Here is a 19,125-nt window from a genome sequence, read left to right on the forward strand (position 1 = left end):
GCGAAGTAAAAAGCGGCGATTCGGGATGGCGGCTGGCTTCAGGCGCGTTCGGGCACCGCGCGTACCGTCCATTCATGGGCGGTGGCGTGCAGAATCAGGCAGCTTGCGCCGCCATGCGCCCGAATCCGGCCGGCCGCGCCGGGGTTGAGAACCCAGATGGGCGCGGTTTGATCGATCACCCGCCAATGGGTATGGCCATACACGATCGCCCGGGCGTCCGGGTGTTTCAGGCGCAGCTTTTGGTGGCGTTGATGCGCGGGATGAACCCGGTGGCCATGTTCGACGACCAGCATCCCGCCGGGCAGCGCCAGACTGAGCGTTTCAGGCAGTGCATCGAGCAGGTGTTGTGTGCCCGCAGGCCATTGTTCCGGCGTGTCGTTATTGCCGCGCACGGCCAGCACATGGCCGCTTTGCGGGGCAATCTGCCGCAGCACATCGGAGCCGAGAATATCGCCCGCATGCACGACCACATCGCAGCCTTCCAAGGCGTGCAAAATATGGCGTTCGATACTGCCATGCGTATCGGAGATGATGCCAATGCAGACTGCGGCGCGGGCTGCCAGATCCACATATCCTCCTGAATCGTGGTGGGGCAAAGGAAGTCGATCATAAAGGGGTTCGACGGGAATATCGACCCGGCGGGCGTCAGGGGGTTCCTGGGACGGCGTCGAACCGAGTTGGAAATGGGCAGGAAAGCCCTTTTCAACGGCCTGCTAATCCAGACCAAGCTGCGTCAGGGCGTCGCTGACCTGCTCGGCGACGAGGGCGCCCGGCGGCAGCACGGCCAAATCCTGCGGGCGAAATTTCCCTGTTTTGACCAAGACGGCGCCGAGTCCGGCGGTGCGCGCGCCGGTAATGTCGCTGTGCACATCGTCGCCAATCAGGGTGATGGCAGTCGGCGGCAGACCCAAGGTCTGGCAGGCGCGGGTAAAAATGGCCGCACCGGGCTTGCCGCAGGCTATCGCCTGAGTGCTGGCCGCCTGTTCGAGCAGCCGCACAAACGGGCCGGCATCCAGCGAGAGCCCATCGGCATCCTGAAAAAAGCGGCTATCGGATAACGAATACAGGCTCGCCCCGGCCATCAGCGCGCGAAAGGCGTGATTGAGCGCGGCATAGGTGAAGCCCTCGGCGGCATCGCCAATGACCACGGCATCGGGACGGCTGCCCGCGTCCAGCGAGGGGCAGTCGGCAAAATCCTCGGCCAGCGCGTGATGAATGACCAAGAGCGCGCGCTGCTGCTGGGTGATCAGCCGGTCGGCGGCGACGCGGGCGGGGGTCAGCAGTTGTTCGGGCGTCAGCTCAAACCCGGCATCCTGCAGTTCGCGCAGCAGACGGGCGTGGCTTTGGCGTGTGGTGTTGGTCAGCAGCAGAAACGGTATGCCGCGCTGGCTCAGGCGCGCCAGCGCTTCGAGCGCGCCGGGCAGGGCGTTGCGCCCCTGCATGAGCACGCCGCCAATATCGAAAATGACCCCGGCGGGGGCGGGTATCCTGGGTTGAAACATGGCATACCTCCCGGCATCGTGCGTTGGGCGCACGCGGCGCCAACTTTGGGCACCGCGAAATCAGCCGAACAAAGTCAGTTTACGGCACGATCGAGAGAAACAGGAAGGCGGCAAAAATCACCAAATGCACGGCACCCTGGATGATGGTCGAGCGGCCGGTGACCAGGGTGAGGGTGGCGACCAGGCAACTCAGCGCCAGCAGGGTGATGCTTTTGGCATCCAGCCCGAGTTCCAGCGGTAGGCCGAGCCAGACGGCGGTCAGAATCACGACCGGGATGGTGAGCCCGATGCTGGCCAGCCCGGAACCGAGGGCGAGGTTGATGCTGGTTTGCAGCCGATTGTTGCGGGCGGCGCGAATGGCGGTCAGCGTTTCCGGCAGCAACACGAGGAGCGCAATCAGGATGCCGATCACCGGCTGCGGCAGGCCGAAACGGGTGACCGCGTGTTCGATGCTGGGCGCGAGCGATTCGGCAAGCCCGACCACGGCGATCAGCGCGATCAGCAGCAGGATGAGGCTAAAGATTGCCGCGCGCGGGCTGGGGCGCGGGGCGGCGTCCTGCAGCTTGCCTTCGACGAGAAAATCGGCGCGGTGGCGCACCGTCTGGCTGAAGATGAAGACCGACCATAAAGTGAGCGACACCAGCGCATCGAATGCCAGTTGGGTTTTGCTGTAGCTGGCGTCGGGGGTGCTGACGGTGAAATTCGGCAGAACCAGGGTCAGGGTCGACAGCGCCAGCAACACGGAAAGTGCGGGCACGGCGCCTTCCACACGAAACCCCTGGGTGTGATGACGCAGGCTGCCCAGCAACAGGCTAAGGCCGATGACCCCGTTGAGCACGATCATGAGGGTGGCGAAAATCGCATCCCGGGTGAGGGTGGCGTGGGTTTCGCCGCCGGGCGGCGCTTGCAGCATGAGAGTGATGATCAGCGCGGCTTCGATCACCGTGACGGCCAGTGCGAGGATGAGCGCGCCATACGGCTCGCCCACGCGGTGGGCGACCACATCGGCGTGGTGCACCGCAGTCATCACGGCGGGCAGAATCATCAGCGCCCCGAGCGCGATGCTCCAGGCAGCGCTGTGACCCCAATGCGCCAGCAGCAAGGCGGCCAACGCGGCGAACGGTAACAGGCTATGGCGTGACATGGGGTGTCGCTCATCTGGGGGTAAATCGTTTGCGGGAAATCGTCCCTAGGAAATCGTCCCTAGGAAATCGTCCCTAGGAAATCGTCCCTAGGAAATCGTCCCTAGGAAATCGTCCCTAGGAAATCGTCCCAAGGGACGATGTCGCGGCAGTATATCCGAGGGCTGAAGCCCCGGTGCGCGTGTCGATTAGATGTCGGAATCCGTCGGGCGCTGGGCTTGAAACGCCACGCCTCGCTGCGTCAACGCGCGGGCGAGCGCCTGCATGGCGGCATCGACCTGCGCCCGCTCGCCCTTGAAGCCCAGTTCGATCAGGCGCAGGCGGCCTTGCCGGGTGGGCAGGCTGAACAGTTTGAGCGTGGGGTAGTCCGCGCACAGTGCCTGCATCAGCGGCATCAGGTCACTTTCTGCCACATCGATCGTCCACAGCGCGGCTTCGTGATACTGCGCCTGCCCGAGCGGGGCGAGGGGCTGCGCCAGAATCCAGTCGAGCATCGGATGCGCCATCTGCGGAAAGCCGGGCATGAAAAAATGTTGCCGCAGAAAAAATCCGGGCACCTGGTTCACCGGATTGGGAATCAACTCGGCACCCTGGGGCAGATCGGCCATCAGCACCCGGTGCGGGCGCGCCTCGGCGCCGAATTGCGCTTCGATCCGGGCTTCGGCCTCGGGGTGGCGGGTCAGGGGGACATCGAAGGCGCGCGCTGCGGCGGCGCGGGTCAGGTCGTCGGGGGTGGCACCGATGCCGCCGAAGCAAAAGGCGGTGGCACCGTCGGCAGCGCTTTGCCGCAGTTGCCGTTCGATCAAGGCGGCATCGTCGCTCAGCATCTGCACCCAGTCGAGCGTGAGCCCGCGCGGTGCCAGCCGTTCGATGAGCGCGGAGAGATGCACATCTCGGCGGCGCCCCGAGAGGATTTCATCGCCAATGATGAATGCGCCAATGGGACGGCGCGTCATCGCTTGGCGCCCAGTGCCAGCGCATGATGGCGAACCTGCGCGCGTTCTTTTTCGTCGGCATGGGCATCGAAGGCGCTGTGTTCCGGCCAGCCCTGAGTGTGTTTCAGCACCAGTTGCGTCAGGGCGTCGAGGTGATCCGGCCGGTCGTTGAGCGCGGGAATGTAGTGGTAGGTTTCTCCGCCGGCAGCCATGAAGTAGTCACGGTTTTCCTGGCCGATTTCTTCGATGGTTTCCAGGCAATCGGCAGAAAATCCGGGGCAGACGACGGCGATATGTTTGACGCCGCGATCCGGCAGGCTTTTGAGCGTTTCATCGGTGTAGGGCTTGATCCATTCTTCCCGTCCAAACCGGGATTGAAAGGTGGTGAGATACCGATCCGGCGGAATGCCGAGCCGATCGCAGACCAGTCGGCTGGTGACATGGCATTCGCAATGGTAGGGGTCGCCCGCATGCAGATAGCGTTCGGGCACGCCGTGGTAGCTCAGGATGAGTTTGTCCGGCATGCCGTGTTCGGCGATGTGCGCGCGGATGCTCGCGGCGAGGGCGTCGAGGTAGGCCGGTTCGCGGTGGTAGTGGTTGATGGTGCGTAACTCCGGCAGCCAGCGCCAGGTTTTGAGTTCGTCGAACACGGCGTCGAGCGAGGAGGCGGTGGTGGCTGCGGCATATTGCGGATACAGCGGCAGCACCACGATCCGGGCGGCGCCCGCAGCGCGCAGTTCGGCCAGGGCGCTGGCCACGGAGGGGTTGCCATAGCGCATGCCGAGTGCCACCGTGACCGAGCCGGCCAGCCGTTGTTCGAGCCGCTGTTGCAGGCCGCGCTGCTGCTGGCGGGCGATGGTGAGCAGCGGGGAGCCTTCTTCAAAGTGATCCCAGACGGCGCGGTAGGCGGCGGCCGAGCGCTTGGGGCGGGTGTTGAGGATGATGAGATTCAGAATCGGCCACCACTGCCAACGGGGGAGTTCGATGACGCGCGGATCGGATAAAAACTGCTTCAAATAGCGTTTGAGCGCGGGGGTGGTCGGCGCGTCGGGCGTGCCGAGGTTCAGCAGCAGCACCCCAAGGCGCGCGAGGCTGCCGTGGACATAATCGGGTTGGCCTTGATACTGCATGATCGATCCTTATCTTAGGTAGGACTTGGAAGGGGCGGAGCCCCCGCCGCCTGTGCTTGACCGGTTGCGAACTTTTTCAGCTTATTATTGTAGGCAGTTTCTTGATCAAGAGGATTTGTGATGACTGATTCCACGCCCCGTCATGCGCGTTTGTTGATTTTGGGTTCAGGCCCTGCCGGCTATGCGGCGGCGGTCTATGCCGCCCGGGCAAACCTCAAGCCGGTGCTGATTACTGGGATGGAAATGGGGGGGCAGCTCACCACGACCACCGAAATCGAGAACTGGCCGGGGGATGCCGGTGAGTTGACCGGCCCGGAATTGATGGATCGGATGAAGGCGCATGCCGAAAAATTCGAGACCGAAATCATTTTCGACCATATCCAGCGCACCGATCTGCAACAGCGCCCGTTCACCCTGGTGGGCGATTCCGGCACTTATACCTGCGATGCGCTGATCATCGCGACCGGCGCGAGCGCGAAATATCTGGGTATTCCCTCGGAGCAGCAGTTTCGCGGCAAAGGCGTATCGGCCTGTGCGACCTGTGACGGGTTCTTCTACCGCAATCAGACCGTAGCCGTGGTCGGTGGGGGCAACACGGCGGTGGAAGAGGCGCTGTACCTCTCGAATATCGCGGCCAAGGTGCATGTCATCCATCGGCGGGACAAATTCAAGGCGGAAAACATTCTGATCGACCGGCTGATGAAGAAAGTCGAGGAAGGCAAGGTCGAAATCCACTGGCATAGTGCCGTGGAAGAGGTGCTCGGCGACAACACCGGTGTGACGGGGTTGCGGATTGCCGCCACGCAAACCGGACAAACCACCGACATCCCGCTGACCGGGGTGTTCATCGCCATTGGCCATGCCCCCAACACCCAGATTTTTGAAGGCCAGCTCGCGTTGAAGGGCGGCTACATCCAGGTCAAGAGCGGCACGGAAGGCAATGCCACGGCCACTTCGGTGCCTGGGGTGTTTGCGGCCGGTGATGTGATGGATCATGTGTACCGGCAAGCGATTACTTCGGCGGGTACGGGTTGCATGGCCGCGCTCGATGCCAAATCCTATCTTGAAGGGCTGGAATAACCTGGGCAGTGCCCTGGGGAGGTTGAGCACATGGATCCCCTCGTCGCCGTGTATACCGTATTGCTGGCTGGGGCGCTGGGCTTCGTGGGCTTGGTGCCCGCGCAGGCGCACCGTCGTGGGCGGGGTCTGGTACTGGCTGCCGTCCTGGGCGGATTTTTGCTGATCGCGGCGGTCAGTGCGCTCAGTGCGGCGCAGACCGTGCTGGGCACGGTGATGACGGCCTTGGCCGTGCTGTTTGCCACGCAGGCCGCCGTGAGTGCCTTGATGATGCTCTGGCGCGAAATGACGGAAGATCCGGCACCGCCCGCCGAGCCATCCGACCCCGCGGCGGATCGGGGGGCGTCCTCGTGAACATGGGGCTGCACATCGACACCTTGGGGGTGGTGGCGCTCGCGGCGCTGCTGTTCGCGCTGCCTGCCCTGAGTCAGATGGCTCCGAGCCGACAACGGTTGGGTTTCTGGATCGTGCTGTTGGCCGGGTTATTGCTGCTTGGCGGGCAATTGCTGGCTGCCGGAGAGGTGCCGGCCATTCTGGTGCTGGCCATGCTGCTGCTGGGTGGTGCCTCGGCACCGTGGGCGGCGCGCCGTGCCCCGGGGGCATCGCGTGCCGGGGTGCTGCCCGCCTTGACGCGCGTGACGACGGGGCTTGGGCTGGCCATCGCCCTGCTTGGGCTCACTGGCTGGTTTGAAAATGATGACAGCGTGTACACCTGGGATTTGCGGCTGGTGGCCGTGCTGGGCGTGTTCATTGGTATCTGGACCTTTGCGGCGGGCTTGGTGCTGTGGCTGCGGCTCGGGAACGCCCTGCCCCAGTCCGAAGCCTCGGCGCGCCAGAAGTGGGTGGTTCTCGGTCTGTTACTGCTGTCGTTGATTCTCGGCGCGCTTGCGGTGCGGTATCCGGCAACCGCCAGTGTGCTGCTGATCGTGCTGGGTTTGCTTGCGTTGGAGATGGGCGCCTTACTGGCGCTGGGGCTGCCGATGCTGCGCGCCACCCGCCTGCTCGAATGGCATCTGGCGTTGATCGGTCTGGCGATCGGATCGCTCGGCTATGTGCAATCCAGCCTGTTTCTTCTGGCCTTGGGCAGCATGATGGCCGCGATGGCGCTGCGCCATCTGCGTGCCGAACCGCGTTGATTCGCCGAGCGCGGTTCGGGTTGGGGTTTATTTATCGGCCAGACGCTGAATGTTTTCGTTGATCTTGAACAAGACGATCAACAACTCGCTCCAGATGCGGACGCCGATCGCGCCAAAAATCATGGTGCCAAGCCCCGAGAGCACCGCACCGTTGAACATCTGGAATAAACCGCCAATGACGACGGAGACGAGCAAAAGCCAATAAATCACCGTAATGATTTTCGGTGTGATCATCTCGTTGAAGAACAGAAGTGAGTTCATTTGAGCATTCCCTGTGGTTTGTGATGAAAAACGCACTGTCCCCGGTGGCACCGGGGACGGTTTGAATCTACCACAAGCCGGTGAGCGCTCGATGACGGTTTTTACGCTCTTCAAATCAAGCGTTACGGGGCGGTCAGCGCCGCTTTTGCGGCTGCAATCTGTGCTCGCACCTGGTTGGGGGCGGTGCCGCCGGGCAGATCGCGGGCGGCCAGGCTGCCTTCGGGCGTGAGCACCGCAAACACATCCTCAGCGATTTTGCCGGAAAACTGCTGGAGCGTAGCCAGGGGTAAATCGGCGAGATCACAGCCGGCATTCTGCGCATGGCGCACCGCTTTGCCGACGATTTCGTGGGCATCGCGGAAGGCGACGCCCTGACGCACCAGATAATCCGCGAGATCCGTGGCGGTCGCAAAGCCCTGACAGGCGGCTGCGCGCATGCGGGCGCGGTCGGGTTCGAGGGCGGGAATCATGTCGGCAAAGGCGCGCAGGCTGCCGAGTACGGTGTCGATGGCGTCGAACAGCGGCTCTTTGTCTTCCTGGTTGTCTTTGTTGTAGGCGAGCGGCTGGCCTTTCATCAGGGTGAGCAGGGAGAACAGGTCGCCATACACCCGGCCGGTTTTGCCGCGCACGAGTTCAGGCACATCCGGGTTTTTCTTCTGCGGCATGATCGAGCTGCCGGTGCAGAAGCGGTCGGGCAGGCGAACGAAGCCAAACTGGGCGGAGGTCCAGAGAATCAGCTCTTCGCTCATGCGGGAGAGGTGCATCATCAGCAACGCGGCATCGGCGAGAAATTCGATCGCAAAATCGCGGTCGGCGACGGCATCGAGTGAATTGCGGCTGATGCGGTCGAAGCCGAGTTGTTCGGCCACGAAGGCGCGGTCGAGCGGGTAGGAGGTGCCGGCGAGCGCGGCGGAGCCCAGCGGCAGTACATTCACCCGCGCGCGGGTTTCCTTGAGGCGCTCGGCATCGCGGGTCAGCATTTCATACCAGGCCATCAGGTGATGGCCGAAGCTGATCGGCTGGGCGACCTGCAAATGGGTGAAGCCGGGCATGACGGTGTCGGCTTCGCGCTCGGCGAGTTCGACCAGCCCGAGGCGCAGGCGGGTGAGTTCCTGCCCGATGCGATCGATCGCGCCGCGTAGATGCAGGCGGACATCCGTGGCGACCTGATCGTTGCGCGAGCGGCCGGTGTGCAGTTTTTTGCCGACTTCGCCGATGCGGTCGATCAGGCGTGCCTCGATGTTCATATGCACATCTTCAAATGCGACGATCCAGGCAAAATCGCCGCGTTCGATGTCGAGCTGAATGTCCTGCAAGCCTTTGACGATCTGGGCGCATTCCGCGTCGGTCAACACGCCCACCCGCGCAAGCATGCGGGCATGAGCCATCGAGCCGGCGATATCCTCGCGGTACAGCCGGTGATCAAAGCCGACCGAGGCGGTGAATGCCTCGACGAAGGCATCGGTCGGTTCATCGAAACGCCCGCCCCAAAGCTTATGGGTCGGCGGGTCGTTCGGCTGGGGGGCGGGGGTGTCATCGGCACGAATCATGGGGGCTCCGGGCGGGGTCAGATCAGCTTCGGTGCAAAACCGCAGGGGCTGTAGTATAACCCAGCCAGGAGAGGCGCCCGTTGCCCGGCTCAGGAAAGCGTCAAGTCAGGAAGGAATCCCGGTGGATACTGTCGAATCGCATGATCCCGCACCGCTGTTGCCGGCTTTTTGCACGCCGCGAATCGTGCTGGCGACCTTGCTGCTCGCATTTGGTGTGGCGCTGTTGCTTGCGATTGCACCGGGCATGACCGAAGACCGCTGGCTGCGGTTCGGCACGGTGTCTTGGTTTATGTCCTGGGTCAGCGTGTTGACCATCAGCGCCCTCTGCGCCCTGCAACGCCCCTTGCAGCGCCTGCGGCCGTTGGCGCTGTCGAGCGTGGTGCTCGGCATCCTGCTCGTGATGACGGCGTTCATCAGTGTGCTGGCGTATATCACCCTCACGCATCTGGGCTGGTTGACGAGCGATGCCCTGCCGGTATTCGTGCTGCATAACCTCACCATCGCGCTGGTGGTCGGTGGCATGGGGATCTGGATTTTCTCGCTGCATTGGGCGAGTTCGCGCCGACTGGGCGCGCAAAGCAAGGCCGAACTTGATGCGCTGCATGCCCGCATCCGGCCGCATTTCCTGTTCAATAGCCTCAATACGGTGGCGGCGCTGATCGAGACCGATCCCAAGGCGGCAGAAGCGGCGGTGCTCGATCTGGCGTCGGTTTTTCGGGCGGCGCTGCACACCGGCGATGTATCCACGCTCGCGGAGGAAGTCATCCTCGCGCGGCGTTATCTGGCGCTCGAACACTGGCGGCTCGGGGACCGGTTGATCCTGAACTGGCCGCCGCCGCCCGAGCCGCTGCCCCGCGTGACCGTGCCGGTGCTGACCTTGCAGCCGTTACTGGAAAATGCCATCCGTTATGCGGTCGAACGGCGAACCGAGCCGACGACGGTGACGGTTCGTTGCGAACTCGGTCAGCGTTCGGTGAGTATTCTGATCGAGAATCCGCTGGCAGCCGATGACTTGCCCGCTTCCCCCGGCAATGGGATTTCGTTGGCAAACATTCGGGATCGGTTGGCGCTGATGTTCGGCGACAAAGCCTGTTTGCGTGCCGGAGTGGTGGATCAGCAATTCCGCGTCAAATTAGTGTTGCCGATTGCGGTGGAGGGCGCGGCATGAAGGCGTTGATCGTCGATGATGAACCGCTGGCGCGGGCACGGTTGCGGCGCCTGCTGGCGGTTGACCCGACGGTCGTCGTCGTTGGAGAGGCCGGCAATACCCGGGCGGCGGAAACCTTGCTGGCCGCCGATCCAGATCTGGTGCTGCTCGATATCGATATGCCCGGCGAAAACGGCCTCGCCTTTGCCCGCCGTTTACGCGAGCGCCCCGTCCCCCCCGCCATCATCTTTACGACGGCGCATCCCCAGCACGCGCTGGATGCCTTTGCTTCCAGCCCGGTGGATTATTTGCTCAAACCCATCGAGGCTGAACGCTTGCTGGCCGCATTGCAGCGCGCCCGCCAGCCGACTCGGGCGCAGCAGGAGCAAGAACCCCGGCTCACCCTGCATATTGGGCGACAGACCCGGCAACTGGCGGCCGCCGAACTGATCGCGGTGTTGAGTGAGGATAAATACACCCGCGTGATTTATGTCGGTGGCGAGGCGCTGATCGAGCAGTCGCTCAAAGAACTCGAAACCCGGTTTGCCGCCTACCTCATTCGCCTACACCGGCACAGCCTGGTGCACCGTGGACGGATTCGGGCACTGGAACGCGGGGCGGATGGACAGCACCGCGCCCGCATTGACGGGTTGGATTCTCCGCTGTTGATCAGCCGCCGCTGCCTGCCGGAGGTGCGCGCGGCCTTTGCCGGCACCCTCGCAGCGGAGTGAGCCCTACGCCCGGCTGCGCCTTGGTTCCTTGTGGGGAGCGCCGATTGGCTGCGCGTTTGGGTTACGGTTTATCCAGAAAGTACCCGGCCACCGCCAGATCGTGCACGCGCACGATGCCGGCCGGAACCACCCGTGCGGCGGGCACGAGGGTTGGGGCGCGACCGAGCGCCATAGTGGTGTGCGTCAAGGCGTTGCCGCAAGCGGAAAAACGCACGCCTTCTTTGGCGAGCTTGGCAATCAGGGGCATCAAGGGATTGTTGTCGGCCAGCAGCAGCGAAATTCCGGGGCCGAAGGCAACGATTTCAATATCGACCTTGCCCTTGGGATATTGCCCGAGAATGTGCTCGGCGACATGCAGCACCATGCCGCGCCGATCGGCACCGGGGCTGGAGAGTTGCAGCGCGTATCGCGCCTCGGCATTCGGAGTTTGCGCCTTCGCCGCTGCGACGGATTCCGCCTGCGGATAGTGTGCGGCGGCGATCAATTCCGCGACATGCGCTTTTTCCTGCTGCATGGCGGCGGCGCCCGGGGCGCCCAGTTCGTTGGCATAGGCAGCGGGCGCGAGGCTGAGCGCGCCCAGCAGTACGGGGAGGATGAGGCGGTGCATCGTCGATCTCCTGGCTGATGTAGGGACTGATGTGTCGGCTGAAACCGATCGCGTTCCAGCGTACTGGGGCTGTGTTGATAGTCAAGCAAATTGAATGAAGCGGGCACTCTTCCGGCTTACGGGGCGTGTGTATTCCCCCGATGGCGCGGGGGATGGGTGACCTGCGCGGGCGCTGTAAAGAACACGCCCCCGGCTCGCCGTCATGCGGCATCAACTCCAGCGCGTCGCGTCGCGCCAGGCATCCAGCAATTCCGGAGAAACGGCGGCCAAGGCTGATCGCGGGGCAAGATCGAGGATCGCGCCGGGCGTATCGTTCGCGCCGCTTAGGAGGGCGGATACCGCGCCGGCTTCAAAAGCAATCAATTGCCCGGCCGCATAGTCCCAGAGGCTTTGCTTGCCGTGCAGATAGACCTGCACCCGCCCGGCGGCGAGCCAGCACCAGTCCAGCGCGACCGAGCCGATCGAGCGCTGCGAACCAAAGGGTGGCTCTGCGGCCAGACCGGCGGCCAGGGATTTGGGCAGGCGTTTGAAATCGACGGCGGCCAGACAGCGGCTCAGGGGGATTTCGGGCAGGTGGGCGGTGGTCAGGCGCGTGTCGTTCAAGAAGGCACCTTGGCCGGCTTGCGCATGAAATAGCTCATCGCGGAGCGGATCGTACACCAGCCCGGCAATCACTCGCCCCCGCGCGAAGAGCGCCAGCGTGAGCGAAAACACCGGGAACCCCGCGCGAAAATTACTGGTGCCATCTAGGGGATCGACCACCCACAATCCGCGGTTACCGGCGATACAGTCCTGCCAGGCGGCGGCTTGCGCCTCGGGCGTCATTTCCTCACCCAGAAATCCGATGTCAGGAAAAGCCCTAGCCAGCCAGGCGCGCATGGCGTGCTGGACGGCGAGATCGACGGCAGTCACCCAACTGCCATCTGCTTTCAACTCGGCCGAACTGCCGCCCGGCTTGAGATGGGTTTGACCGATGTCCCGCATAGCGGCGCGGGTCTGTTGCCAGTCGGCAGGCGTAAGGACGGAGGTAATCATCAGGCGTTGCCCATGCACAGGAAGGCCGCCACCATAACAAGAAGCACGCGCATTCCCTAGTGGGGCAGGGCTAGTCCGGATCGAGCCCGGTAACCGGCAGGCCGTGCGCCAGCCAGGCATACAGCGATCCGGGGTATTCCCGCACCCCGGTCATGCCCAGAATCTCATGCAGGATGAACCAGGCACCGGCGGCATATTGGCCGGTGTTGCAATACACAATGGCATTTGCCGCCGGTTGGAGTTGCAGCACCGCAAGCACGCGCGCATTGTTGGCGGCATTCATGAAGTACCACGCCCCATCGGATGCCCGAAAATACAGCGCTTCGGCGGGTAGGGCGCGGGCGCCCGCAAGACGGCCGAGGCGCGGAATAATCGGGCTCTTCTCGACCCCGACATATTCGGAGAGGGGGCGAGCGTCCAGGAGTTGGGTGCCCGCCTGTTGCGCGGCTTCGACGGCAGCGGTGTGGACGATCCAATCCGTATGCACGGGGCGGGCGGTAAAGTGGCTGCTCCGCATCGGCATGATGGTATCCACCGTGACCGGATAGCCCGCTTGAATCCAGGCGTGCAGGCCACCGTTCAGAATGGCCACCTGATCCTGCGGCACCCCGTAAACACGCAGCTCCAGCGCGAGATAGGCGGCTTCCTGGAGCGAGGCGGCGTCATCGCCGGTGGGGGTGATCACGATCGGCCGGTTGGCATGCACATCCGCCTGTTGCATCAACCGGGTAAAACGAGCGGCATCAGGAAAGACAAACCCCAAGGGATGCCCGTCGAAAGTGCGCGTGCCACGCAGCGACCAGAAATCGAGCGACCGCGCCCCGGCGATGAAGCCGCCGACTTGCCGTAACACCGGTTTATGACCTTGCGCCGTCGTCCAAACGGGCGGGGTGCTCAGTGAATCCGTATCCTCGCGCACATCGACGATTTGCACGCTCGACAGATGATCGTGCAGCCATGCGGCCGAAACCAGCGCCCCGGGCAGGATGCCCGCTTGGCTTGGCGCACTCCAGCCGCAGAGAACAGCGAACAGCAGGGGGAGCCGGTGCGCACCAAAGAACCGCGTTTGAATCCAGCGCATACCCTCGCCCTCCTGTCCCGAGCCTGATATTGATGGCTCCGTTGATACGCGGACAGGCGAGGCGTCGCAAGCAGAAAAATTATGGGCGATGATCGAGTGCGTGAATGTGAAAATTTCAGTGAGTACTGAATCGTGCAACCTGCTTGATGCGCGGATCGATAATCAGGTTCCGGCTAACCCGCTGCTTGCGCGGGGAGTGCATCCAAGACGAGGATGGATGAGTGGGACGGATGCCGAGGACAATCGCGCGCCACGCAGGCGACACCCTGTGCACACGCCTGGGCGCAGGCCAGCAATACCAGCAGGCGAGCCAGTCGTGCCTCGGCGCCGGGACTTTTATCGATCAAGACGGCGCTCGAAAGCCGCCCTTGGCGAATCTGTTGATCCAGCATCTCGGCAGTCATGCGGGCGATTTGTCGCCCATCTGCGTTATAAACGGCCACAGATGCGGTGGCCGCCTGGCCTTGCCATTCCAGTCGCATCGGAAACCCTCCGTAAAATCAGGCGCGGTTGATCGCTCGGTTGATTGCCGTGGCACCGCGCAGTGATGGCGGAACTTTTATTTAATGATAATCGTTCTCATTAAATATACAAGTGGGGGTCTTTGAGTCAATCGCTCTCCGCAAAAGGACGAGGTTTGAAGCGTTCATATCGTGCCCGCCCCGCCTGTGTGGTGCAACCTGGGGTAAACGGCGTGAATTGCCTCCTCCCCCCCATCAGGGGGCGGGTAGGCGCCTCGGTGTGGGTTACAACCAGCCGCGCTCGGCAAACGACACAATCTGCTCGCCGACCACCAGATGATCGAGCACGCGCACATCGATCAAGTCCAGCGCGGCACACAGTCGCGTGGTGATTTGCCGATCCGCCGCGCTCGGTTCGGCAACGCCCGAGGGGTGATTGTGCGCCAGAATCACGGCGGCGGCCTGATGGCGCAGCGCCGCCTTGACCACCTCGCGCGGATGCACGCTGGCCTGATCGATGGTGCCGTAAAACAGCCGTTCGAAGGCGCGCAGGCGATGCTGATTATCCAGAAACAGCACGGCAAACACCTCTTGGCTGCGGTCGCGTAATTCGGCTTGCAGGAAGCGGCGGGTGGCGGCGGGGGAGTCAATCACGGATTGCGCGGTCATTTCCTCTGCGAGATGCCGCCGTGCGAGTTCGAGCACCGCCTGCAACTGCGCGAATTTGGCCGGCCCCAGGCCGCGCGCCTCGGAAAACTCCGCTTGCGGTGCCGCGAGTAACCGACGCATCCCACCGAAATGTTGAAGTAAATCCCGCGCCAGATCGACGGCCGAGCAGCCAGCCACGCCAGTGCGCAGGAAAATGGCTAAGAGCTCTGCATCTGAGAGCGCTTCGGCACCAAATTTGAGTAACCGTTCGCGCGGGCGCTCGTCGGTCGGCCAGTCCGTGATTGCCATCGTGCCTCGTCCCTGGGTCGGTGAATGGGGTGATTTTTGCACAATCCTCAAGGCATTAGGCGGCAGCGTTTCGTGGCGTAGCGCGACGGGGTGGTGTATAACTGCGGCCTAATATTATCGAAGCAAGGAGGCGCCCGTGATGCGCGAAGATGCGGATCAGCACCGCCAGTTTTCGCAAATGCTGCAAACCATGCGGGATCTGGAAATTGAGCTGACGACGGCGATCGAGCATGGCGATGCAATCGAGCAGCAGCTCGTCGAACTCAACGAACAATTGCGCCACGAAATCCGCCAACGCGAAGAAGTCGAGCGCCAGCTGCACGCCGTGCTGGATATCGTCAACCAGCAAAAATCCGATCTGGAAATTCTGGTTGAATCGCTGGCGGAGCACGGGGATGAAGTCGATCAACGCTGGATGGCTCGGTATGACGACATCGAGCAGCTCACCCGCCAGGATGGGCTGACGCGGATCGGAAATCGGCGGGATTTTGACGAGTACCTGGCGCAGACGATCGCCTTGTGCCGTCGGGAAGGAAAGCCCCTCTCCTTGATCTTTTGTGACATCGATTTTTTCAAACGCTACAACGACCGGTATGGCCATTGGGAAGGCGATGCGGCGTTGGTCAAAGTCGCCCAAGCGCTCAAAGACATCTGCCAGCGCCCTTGTGACAAAGCCATGCGCTACGGTGGCGAAGAGTTCGCGGTGATTTTGCCGTACACCGATTTGCCGGGGGCGGAAAAAATCGCGCTCGCCTTGCAGCAGAACATCATGGCCAAAAACATTCCCCATGCGGCATCGCCCTTTGGTGTGGTGACGCTGAGTATCGGTATCGCCACCTTGGCCGCACATCACGGGTTATCGGCGCAGCAACTGGTTGAACAGGCCGATGACCATTTGTATGCCGCCAAAAACCAGGGGCGCAATCGGGTGATGAGCGATACCCGCGTGGAGGGCGCCCATCATGAGTGACGGTATGACGACCTACACGCACGGCGAATTTTTGGATTTCCCGCCTGGGGGGGAGCGTTTGTCACTCAGTTTTTCGCCCGGTCAATTGCCCCTGCAGCAGCGTTGGCGCAACAATGGTCTGTCCGCGGACTTCATGGGCGATTATGTCACGGCCTTCTTCCCGCGCGACGACCATGATCCCGCCACGGGACGACGGCAGTCGGAAATTCAGGGCGCCGTGAGCTACATCGCCAATGAATTATTGGAAAACGCGATGAAGTATCATGACGCCGCATCCGGTGCGTCGATTAGCATTGAACTGGTGATGACGCCCGATCGGGTCACCTTGACCTTGAATAACCGAATCACGGCGGCTCAGGCGGAAGCGTTTCAAGCCTTTATCCATAAATTGGCCGTATCCGACGCGGATACCTTGTATATGGAGCAACTGGAGTCGAATGCCATGACGGGCTCGTCGTCCGGGCTCGGCTTATTGACGATGGTGAATGATTACGGCGCTGCGTTGGCCTGGCAATTGGTACCGCAAGCGTCGGGTGGGGTCGAAGCGTATACCCAGGTCGCACTCACCGTGTAAGCCAACGGCCGTGGTGCCGAGGGACTGACAGGATATTTTTGAAGGAGTCTGTGTTGAATACGATAGAAGGCGAAAATTATGCAGTGTCACTGGATGAACTCCAGGCGCGGCTCAGCATGACGGGCACCCTGCGTTTGAACGGGCTGGACGAATACGCGCCGGTCAGCGAACTGCTCGGCCGTTTGCTTGAGCTGCCCTCGGTACCGACACTCGATTTGACCTGTTTGGGTTTTTTGAACAGTTCCGGCATTGCGGTGCTCTCCAAATTCGTCATCGAGGCACGCACCCGCCAAGTGGATGGGCTGACGATCATCGGTTCGGAGACGATTCCCTGGCAAACCAAGTCGTTGCGTAATTTACAACGATTAATGCCCAGCCTGGTGCTTGCCTGGCAGTGATCGCAGGGGCTTTGCCCCGCGAACCGTGACGGGGTTGGGTGGTGAACGGCTGGTTTTGCCAGCGAAACTTTAAATCAATCCATCCTTGGGTTGATTCATTAAGCCCTGTCGTGGTGAGCTGACGCCCGATTCGCGTTCAGGCCTGCGACGGGCTCCGTTCATCAACGACCCGCATCGTTTTCTAGGAATTGCCCCGAGGATTAACTCAAGGATTGCTCATGAGTATCGCGCGAAAAATTCTGCTGCCCATTCTACTGATGGCATTGGTGGTGCTTTCGGTCATGGTGGCGTTCGTTACCTACGATACGGATGAGCGCGCCAATCAGGATGAACGGCGGGAGCTCAGTTTGCTCGGGCTCGCCTTTGATAATGAACTGACCACGCTCAATGGGTTTGCTCTGGGGTTGGCCGTGGAGGTGGCCAACAATCCCGGCGTGCAACAAGCCATGGCGAATCGCAACCGAGCGGCGCTGGAAGCCTTGGTCATGCCGGGTTATCAGGCGCTGCGTAAAAAATTTGAAATTGCGCAGTACCAGTTCCACATCCCGCCGGCGATTTCTTTCCTGCGCGTGCATGATCCAGCCAAGTTCGGTGATGATCTTTCCGCCTTTCGCCCAATCGTGGTGGCGGCGAACCGCGAAGACAAATCCTTGAGCGGTATCGAGGTCGGGCGCGCTGGGTTTGGTATTCGGGGGATTGCGCCGATTCGGGCCCAGGGCGTGCATGTTGGCACGGTGGAATTCGGCATCGACATCGGCAATGCGTTTCTGACGCAACTCAAGCAACGCTATGGTGCCGATTGGCAGGTATTGCTGTCCTCGAAGATGGCGCAGATCGCGACTTTTACCCAAGGCAATCAGCCCGCTGAAGCGGGCTTGATCGTGCAAAGTAGCACTTTGACGCATCCGTTTATCGACGGGGCGCAGGCGCTCGCCCATCCGCTAAATGGCCAAGCGTTCGATACCATCGAGCATCGGGAGGGGCGTGAATTCCGGGTGCGCTGGATGCCGCTCAACAGCTTCAATGGCGAGCAGATAGGCTGGGTGCAGATTCTCAAGGATCGCAGTGATTTCGTCACCTTGCGCAACACGCGACTGATGCAGGCCGTCGGCATGATCGTGCTGGTTCTGGCCTCTCTCTCGCTGTTGGTGAGTGTGGTCGTTACCCGGGTGCTCCGGCCACTCAAACCGCTGACCAGTGCCTCGGCGGCCATCGCCCGGGGTGATTTCACGCCTGATCTTGCGCCTTATGCCAAAAGCTCCGATGAAATCGGCCAGCTCGCGCGGGGTATGCAAAGCATGAGTGAGCAGCTTTCGGTGTTGGTTCATCACCTGGAGGAACAGGTGAGTCATCGCACCGCTGAGCTGCATAGTGCCAACGAGCGCATTCAGCAGCTCAACCAGTCGCTCAGGGCAGATAACCAGCGTATGCGCACGGAGTTGGATGTCGCCCGGAAAATCCAGCACATGATCGTGCCCGGCAGTCACGAAATCAGTAGCGTCCCCACGCTGGATATCGCCGCCTACATGGAGCCGGCGGAAGAGGTGGGTGGCGATTACTACGACATCCTGCAACACGATGGCCAAGTCTGCATCGGTATCGGCGATGTGACTGGGCACGGCCTGGAGAGCGGCCTCGTCATGCTGATGACCCAGAGTGCCGTGCGCACGCTGATCACCCTGAACGAAACCGACCCGGTGCGGTTGATGAACACCCTCAACCGCACGCTGTTCAACAACATGCAGCGCATGCGATCGGAGAAAAACCTGACGCTCTCCCTACTGCACTATCAGCCCGATCCACAACATACCGGGCAGGGGCAGCTGCGCATCATTGGGCAGCATGAAAGCGTGCTCATCATTCGCGCCGATGGCCAATTTCAGGACATCGACACACTGGAGCTTGGTATGCCGATTGGCATGATCGACGACATCGCCCAGTTTATTGCCGCCGCCGTGGTGACCCTGAATACCGGGGATGCCGTAGTGCTCTACACCGATGGCATCACCGAGGCCGCCAATGCGGCGCATGAACTGTTCGGCAGTAATCGCCTCAAACAAACCCTGCTGGCGCATCACCAGCAACCCGCCGAGGCGATTAAAACCGCTGTGATCGAGGCCGTGCGAGCGCACATCGGCGCCCAGGCGTTATATGACGATCTGACCTTGATCGTATTGAAACAGCGCTAGCCATCGCCTGAGAGAGCCCCGGAAGAAGAGGCGCGTGGATTCATTGCGCAGGGTGTTCGCCACAGCTAAGCCCGAGCCCGGCCGGCGTTGATCCGTGGTGCTTCCGACGGCGCCTATCTCATCGCAACGGGGCTTTCACCGTGCGCGCAGTGCATCGGTTGATTGAGCCCGGTTGCTGCAAACATTCGTCCCGGCTGCCGGTGATCGAGCTTCCCGTTGGGGGCGTGCCGGGGCGGGGATGT

General features: G+C 62.1%; 21 protein-coding genes. 9 read left to right on the plus strand and 12 right to left on the minus strand.

What is annotated here, in order from left to right; all coding sequences use genetic code 11:
• Positions 1-38: 38 nt before the first annotated feature.
• From VOI35_RS00345 to hemH, 5 genes are all read right to left on the minus strand, one after another.
• Positions 39-569, minus strand: coding sequence for a metallophosphoesterase family protein (locus tag VOI35_RS00345; protein ID WP_407275922.1), 531 nt, complete (start codon positions 567-569; stop codon positions 39-41).
• Between the two features lie 144 nt (positions 570-713).
• Complete coding sequence (locus VOI35_RS00350) at positions 714-1,502, minus strand: TIGR01458 family HAD-type hydrolase (protein ID WP_407275923.1); 789 nt, start codon at positions 1,500-1,502, stop codon at positions 714-716.
• Positions 1,503-1,581: 79 nt separating this feature from the next.
• Positions 1,582-2,646 carry a calcium:proton antiporter gene (locus tag VOI35_RS00355; protein ID WP_407275924.1) on the minus strand — a complete coding sequence of 355 codons (1,065 nt, stop codon included), beginning with the start codon at positions 2,644-2,646 and terminating at the stop codon, positions 1,582-1,584.
• Positions 2,647-2,832: 186 nt separating this feature from the next.
• On the minus strand, positions 2,833-3,600 hold the full coding sequence (locus tag VOI35_RS00360) for a competence/damage-inducible protein A (protein ID WP_407275925.1): 768 nt from the start codon (positions 3,598-3,600) through the stop codon (positions 2,833-2,835).
• Positions 3,597-4,709 carry a ferrochelatase gene (hemH, locus tag VOI35_RS00365; RefSeq protein ID WP_407275926.1) on the minus strand — a complete coding sequence of 371 codons (1,113 nt, stop codon included), beginning with the start codon at positions 4,707-4,709 and terminating at the stop codon, positions 3,597-3,599. The genes VOI35_RS00360 and hemH overlap by 4 nt, the downstream gene beginning before the upstream one ends.
• A gap of 120 nt (positions 4,710-4,829) precedes the next feature.
• Here hemH and trxB point away from each other — a divergent pair, with 120 nt between their 5' ends.
• The 3 genes from trxB to VOI35_RS00380 are packed head-to-tail and all read left to right on the plus strand — an operon-like array spanning position 4,830 to position 6,922.
• A complete protein-coding gene (gene trxB, locus VOI35_RS00370) occupies positions 4,830-5,789 on the plus strand; it encodes a thioredoxin-disulfide reductase (RefSeq protein ID WP_407275927.1) in 960 nt (319 codons plus the stop codon).
• A gap of 30 nt (positions 5,790-5,819) precedes the next feature.
• Positions 5,820-6,140, plus strand: coding sequence for a hypothetical protein (locus VOI35_RS00375; RefSeq protein WP_407275928.1), 321 nt, complete (start codon positions 5,820-5,822; stop codon positions 6,138-6,140).
• Positions 6,137-6,922, plus strand: coding sequence for a hypothetical protein (locus VOI35_RS00380; RefSeq protein ID WP_407275929.1), 786 nt, complete (start codon positions 6,137-6,139; stop codon positions 6,920-6,922). Before VOI35_RS00375 ends, VOI35_RS00380 begins: the two co-directional genes overlap by 4 nt.
• A 27-nt stretch (positions 6,923-6,949) precedes the next feature.
• On the opposite strand, the gene VOI35_RS00385 is transcribed toward VOI35_RS00380, so the two are convergent.
• Together VOI35_RS00385 and argH are read right to left on the minus strand one after the other, a co-directional pair.
• Positions 6,950-7,183 carry a DUF4282 domain-containing protein gene (locus VOI35_RS00385; protein ID WP_407275930.1) on the minus strand — a complete coding sequence of 78 codons (234 nt, stop codon included), beginning with the start codon at positions 7,181-7,183 and terminating at the stop codon, positions 6,950-6,952.
• Between the two features lie 122 nt (positions 7,184-7,305).
• The gene (gene argH / locus VOI35_RS00390; RefSeq protein WP_407275931.1) at positions 7,306-8,733 is read right to left on the minus strand and encodes an argininosuccinate lyase; all 1,428 of its coding nucleotides are present in this window, start codon (positions 8,731-8,733) and stop codon (positions 7,306-7,308) included.
• Positions 8,734-8,854: 121 nt separating this feature from the next.
• Between argH and VOI35_RS00395 the strand changes: the two genes are divergently transcribed.
• Positions 8,855-9,901 (plus strand): sensor histidine kinase, encoded by a 1,047-nt coding sequence (locus VOI35_RS00395; RefSeq protein WP_407275932.1) that lies wholly within the window; start codon positions 8,855-8,857, stop codon positions 9,899-9,901.
• The gene (locus VOI35_RS00400; RefSeq protein WP_407275933.1) at positions 9,898-10,611 is read left to right on the plus strand and encodes a LytR/AlgR family response regulator transcription factor; all 714 of its coding nucleotides are present in this window, start codon (positions 9,898-9,900) and stop codon (positions 10,609-10,611) included. The genes VOI35_RS00395 and VOI35_RS00400 overlap by 4 nt, the downstream gene beginning before the upstream one ends.
• Before the next feature lie 61 nt (positions 10,612-10,672).
• Here the strand turns inward: VOI35_RS00400 and VOI35_RS00405 are convergent, their stop codons facing one another.
• The 5 genes from VOI35_RS00405 to radC all read right to left on the minus strand — a co-directional run bounded on the left by VOI35_RS00405 (position 10,673) and on the right by radC (position 14,752).
• Complete coding sequence (locus tag VOI35_RS00405) at positions 10,673-11,218, minus strand: hypothetical protein (RefSeq protein WP_407275934.1); 546 nt, start codon at positions 11,216-11,218, stop codon at positions 10,673-10,675.
• Positions 11,219-11,428: 210 nt separating this feature from the next.
• Entirely contained in the window at positions 11,429-12,253 is an 825-nt protein-coding gene (locus VOI35_RS00410; protein ID WP_407275935.1) for an inositol monophosphatase family protein, read from the minus strand.
• Positions 12,254-12,323: 70 nt separating this feature from the next.
• A complete protein-coding gene (locus VOI35_RS00415) occupies positions 12,324-13,334 on the minus strand; it encodes a sulfurtransferase (protein ID WP_407275936.1) in 1,011 nt (336 codons plus the stop codon).
• A 173-nt stretch (positions 13,335-13,507) separates the two neighbouring features.
• Positions 13,508-13,816: a hypothetical protein gene (locus VOI35_RS00420; protein WP_407275937.1), complete on the minus strand. Its 309-nt coding sequence runs from the start codon at positions 13,814-13,816 to the stop codon at positions 13,508-13,510.
• A gap of 264 nt (positions 13,817-14,080) precedes the next feature.
• Positions 14,081-14,752: a DNA repair protein RadC gene (radC, locus tag VOI35_RS00425; protein ID WP_407275938.1), complete on the minus strand. Its 672-nt coding sequence runs from the start codon at positions 14,750-14,752 to the stop codon at positions 14,081-14,083.
• A 139-nt stretch (positions 14,753-14,891) separates the two neighbouring features.
• Between radC and VOI35_RS00430 the strand changes: the two genes are divergently transcribed.
• The 4 genes from VOI35_RS00430 to VOI35_RS00445 all read left to right on the plus strand — a co-directional run bounded on the left by VOI35_RS00430 (position 14,892) and on the right by VOI35_RS00445 (position 18,883).
• Positions 14,892-15,722, plus strand: coding sequence for a diguanylate cyclase (locus tag VOI35_RS00430; RefSeq protein WP_407276831.1), 831 nt, complete (start codon positions 14,892-14,894; stop codon positions 15,720-15,722).
• Positions 15,715-16,296 carry a DUF6272 family protein gene (locus VOI35_RS00435; protein ID WP_407275939.1) on the plus strand — a complete coding sequence of 194 codons (582 nt, stop codon included), beginning with the start codon at positions 15,715-15,717 and terminating at the stop codon, positions 16,294-16,296. Before VOI35_RS00430 ends, VOI35_RS00435 begins: the two co-directional genes overlap by 8 nt.
• Positions 16,297-16,346: 50 nt before the next feature.
• On the plus strand, positions 16,347-16,694 hold the full coding sequence (locus VOI35_RS00440) for a slr1659 superfamily regulator (RefSeq protein ID WP_407275940.1): 348 nt from the start codon (positions 16,347-16,349) through the stop codon (positions 16,692-16,694).
• 218 nt (positions 16,695-16,912) lie between these two features.
• Positions 16,913-18,883 carry a SpoIIE family protein phosphatase gene (locus tag VOI35_RS00445; protein ID WP_407275941.1) on the plus strand — a complete coding sequence of 657 codons (1,971 nt, stop codon included), beginning with the start codon at positions 16,913-16,915 and terminating at the stop codon, positions 18,881-18,883.
• The last annotated feature ends 242 nt before the right edge of the window (positions 18,884-19,125 follow it).

It is taken from the genome of Halothiobacillus sp. DCM-1 (assembly GCF_045689735.1).
In the GTDB taxonomy this organism is placed as follows: Bacteria; Pseudomonadota; Gammaproteobacteria; order Halothiobacillales; family Halothiobacillaceae; genus Halothiobacillus.